This is a genomic window from Cupriavidus sp. R6-3, assembly GCF_059772245.1.
The window spans coordinates 1-4,102 of sequence record NZ_JCBAJO010000325.1; the positions used below are offsets into that span (position 1 = coordinate 1).

Here is a 4,102-nt window from a genome sequence, read left to right on the forward strand (position 1 = left end):
AAGGCCATCGCCGCGCCCGCGGGCAGCCTGGTCTACGACACGCTCTACCGGCAGGGCGAATGGGTGCCGGCCGGCAGCCCGGTGGTGCGGCTGCTGCCGCCGGGCAACGTCAAGGTCCGCTTCTTCGTGCCCGAAGCGGCGGTCGGCACGCTGCGGGCCGGGCAAACCGTACGGCTGACCTGCGACGGCTGCGGCGCCGCGATCCCGGCCACGATCCGCTACGTCTCCAGCCAGGCCGAATACACGCCGCCGGTGATCTACAGCAACGAGACGCGGCGCAAGCTGGTCTTCCTGGTCGAGGCGCGTCCGGCGCCGGCCGACGCGGCGCGGCTGCACCCGGGCCAGCCGGTGGAGGTCGAGCCGGCTGCGGCGGCAACGAACGAATCGGCCCCAACGGCCCCCGCAAGTGGAGCGCGGTCATGAACGGCAGCGCGCCAGCCGACACCCCGACGATGGAGCGCGATGCCCCCGAACTGGCGATCGACGTGCACGACCTGGGCAAGCGCTTCGGCGACAAGCAGGTGGTCGACGGCCTGACGCTGCAGGTGCGCCGCGGCGAGATCTTCGGCTTCCTCGGCCCCAACGGCAGCGGCAAGACCACGTCGATCCGCATGATGTGCGGGCTGCTGACGCCCGACGCCGGCCACGGCACCTGCCTGGGCTTCGACATCCTGCGCGACAGCGCGCAGATCAAGCGCCTCGTCGGCTATATGACGCAGAAGTTCTCGTACTGGGAAGACCTGTCGATCCGCGAGAATCTCGACTTCGTCGCGCGCGTCTACGGCGTGCCCGATCGCAAGGCGGCGGTCGAGCGCGCGCTCGACGGACTGGGGCTGGCCAGCCGCGCGCGCCAGCTGGCCGGCGCGCTGTCGGGCGGCTGGAAGCAGCGGCTGGCGCTGGCCGCCTGCCTGCTGCACGAACCGGAGCTGCTGCTGCTCGACGAGCCCACCGCCGGCGTCGATCCGAAGGCGCGGCGCGATTTCTGGGAGCAACTGCATCGGCTCGCCGCGCGCGGCATCTCGGTGCTGGTCAGCACGCACTACATGGACGAGGCCGAGCGCTGCCACAAGCTCGCCTATATCGCCTACGGCAAGTTGCTGGCGCAGGGCACCGCCGAGCAGGTGGTGGCGGCGCAGGGCCTGTCGACCTGGTCGGTCGAGGGCGGCGACCTGAACGCGCTGTCGCGCCAGCTCGCCGACGAAGCGGCGGTCGAGCAGACCGTGGTGTTCGGCAACGCGCTGCACGTGACCGGCCGCGACGCCGCCGCGCTGGAAGCCACGCTGCGGCGGCTGGCCGGCGAAGGCGGACATCGGATCGCACCGGTGGACACCAGCCTGGAGGACGTGTTCATCCACATGATGAACCGGGCGGACGACAACATGCGGGCCGACAACAGCGCGCGCGCGGACCGGCGGGCCGCCGGGCATGCACGGAGGGCCGGACCGTGAGGCGCGATGCGCGAGGCCATGCGAGAGGAGATGCGGGAGGCGATATGAGAGCCGGCGGGCACGCCGGCGAAGCGCCCCTCGGCTTCTCGCTGCGGCGCTGGTGGAGCATCGTGCTGAAGGAATTCCTGCAGCTGCGCCGCGACCGCGTGACGTTCGGCATGATCGTCGGGCTGCCGGTGCTGCAGCTGCTGCTGTTCGGCTTCGCCATCAATACCGATCCGCGCCAGTTGCCCACCGGCGTGATCGCCGCCGACCACAGCGAATTCACGCGCTCGCTCGTGGCCAGCATGCAGGCTTCGCGCTATTTCCGCGTGGTCGGCACGCTGCCCGACGAGGCCGCGGGACGCGAGGCGCTGATGCGCGGCGAGCTGCAGTTCGTCGTCACCATCCCGCCCGATTTCACGCGCCGGCTGCTGCGCGGCGAACGGCCCGCGGTGCTGGTCGAGGCCGACGCCACCGATCCTTCGGCGACCGGCGCCGCGCTGGCCGCGCTGGCGCAGATGCCGGTCGCGGTCGCCGACAAGGACCTGAAGGGCCCACTGGCGCCGCTCGCCGGCGGCAAGCCGGCCTTCGACGTGCAGGTGCACCGGCTCTACAACCCCGAGGGCCTGACCCAGTACAACATCGTGCCGGGCCTGATGGGCGTGATCCTGTCGATGACGATGGTGATGATGACCGGGCTGGCGATGACGCGCGAACGCGAGCGCGGCACGATGGAGAACCTGCTCGCCACGCCGGTGCGCCCGCTCGAGGTGATGAGCGGCAAGATCGTGCCCTATGTCTTCATCGGGCTGATCCAGAGCACCATCATCCTGCTGGCGGCGCGCTGGGTCTTCGGCGTGCCCTTCGTCGGCTCGGTGGTCGCGGTCTATCTGGCCGCGCTGCTGTTCATCGCCGCCAACCTGACGGTCGGCATCACGCTGTCATCGCTGGCGCAGAACCAGCTGCAGGCGATGCAGCTGACCTTCTTCTACTTCCTGCCGGGCATCCTGCTGTCGGGCTTCATGTTCCCGTTCCAGGGCATGCCGCAGTGGGCGCAGGCGATCGGCAACCTGCTGCCGATGACGTATTTCCACCGGATGATCCGCGGCATCCTGCTCAAGGGCAGCGGTTGGGCAGAGCTCTGGCCCAATGTCTGGCCGTTGCTGCTGTTTACCGCGGTGGTGATGGCGATCGCGGTGCGCTTCTATCGACGGACGCTGGATTGAGGGCGGTGAGATTGTGGTGCCGATGCGACCGTGATGGCCGATGCGACCGTGATGGCCGATGCGACTGCGACTGCCGAAGCGACTGTGAAGACTGATCGGGCTGTGACGATCGACCGATGCGTTCGCCAAACCTCGATGCCAGCAAGGAGATTGCGATGACCCTGTCCGCGTTCCGATGCAAACGGCTGGCGCCGCTCGTCGGTGCCGCCACGCTGCTCGCCGGCTGCGCCGTCGGCCCGGACTTCGTCGCACCGCCAGCGCCCGACGACACCCGCTACGGCGCCGGGTCCTCGCCTTCGACGACGACCTCCGCGCCAGTGCGGCACGGTGATGCGCAGCGTCTGCTCGATGGCGCCGACGTGCCGGCGCAGTGGTGGTCGCTGTTCGGCAGCCCCGCGCTCGATGGCGCCATCCGCACCGCGCTCGCCAACAGCCCGACGCTGGCGCAGGCGCAGGCCAGCCTCGAGCGCGCGCAGCACGACTACGCGGCGGCGGCGGGCATCGCGCAGTGGCCCGCCATCGACGCGCGCCTCGACGCCGCGCGCCAGCAGGTCAATATCGAGTCGATGGGCATCACGGCGTTCCCCAGTCCCCCGCCCTTCACGCTGTACGGCGCGTCGGTGCGGGTCTCTTACGTGCTGGACCTGTTCGGCGCGCAGCGGCGCGAACTGGAAGGCCTGCGCGCGGCGGTGGATTTCCAGCGCTTCGAGCTCGAGGCCGCGCGGCTGTCGCTCGCCGCCAATGTCGCCACCGCCGCCATCCGCGAGGCCAGCCTGCGCGCGCAGATCGAGGACACCGAGGCGCTGGTCGACGCGCAGCGGCGGCAGCTGGCGATCGTCGAGCAAGGGGTCTCGCTCGGCGGGACCGCGAGGGTCGAAGCGGAGCGCCAACGCGGCGAACTGGCGCAGACCGAGGCGCTGCTGCCGGGCCTGACGCGGCAGTTGGCGGCGACGCGCCATCAGCTGGCGGTCTATCTGGGATTGCCGCCGGCAGCGGCGGCGGAGCCGGTGAGCGAACTCGCGGGCGAACCGGCGCACAAGGCGGCGAGCGCTTCGACCAGTGGACCGGCGAGCGAACGCGCGCGCCAACCGTCGAGCGAGCGGTCGAACAAAGCGGCGAGCGCCCCGACGGGCGGACCGGCGGCCGGACCTGGGGCGGACAGCGAGGCGGGACAGGCCGCTTCCAACGCGCCGGCCACCGCCGTGCCGGTATTCCGCCTTGCCGAACTGCGGCTGCCCGACACCTTGCCGGTCAGCCTGCCCTCGACGCTGGCGCGCCGGCGTCCCGATATCCGCGCGGCCGAGGCGCTGCTGCACCGGGCCAGCGCCGATATCGGCGTCGCCACCGCCAACCTGTATCCGAGCCTGACGCTGTCGGCGAGCGCGGGCACGCAGTCGCGCAGCGGCGGCGACCTGTTCGATCACCTCAATGTATGGAATATCGCCG

Annotated in this window: 4 protein-coding genes; all 4 read left to right on the top strand. The window is 71.0% G+C overall.

The features are described from left to right. On the top strand, positions 1–423 hold a 423-nt coding region (locus AC6EI8_RS24855), incomplete at its 5' end, for an HlyD family secretion protein (protein WP_498383171.1). Then, the gene (locus AC6EI8_RS24860; RefSeq protein WP_498383172.1) at positions 420–1,448 is read left to right on the top strand and encodes an ABC transporter ATP-binding protein; all 1,029 of its coding nucleotides are present in this window, start codon (positions 420–422) and stop codon (positions 1,446–1,448) included. The genes AC6EI8_RS24855 and AC6EI8_RS24860, both read left to right, overlap by 4 nt. Positions 1,449–1,492: 44 nt before the next feature. Beyond that, on the top strand, positions 1,493–2,656 hold the full coding sequence (locus AC6EI8_RS24865) for an ABC transporter permease (protein ID WP_498383173.1): 1,164 nt from the start codon (positions 1,493–1,495) through the stop codon (positions 2,654–2,656). 155 nt (positions 2,657–2,811) lie between these two features. Then, the coding region (locus tag AC6EI8_RS24870; protein WP_498383174.1) for a TolC family protein at positions 2,812–4,102 on the top strand (1,291 nt) is incomplete at its 3' end.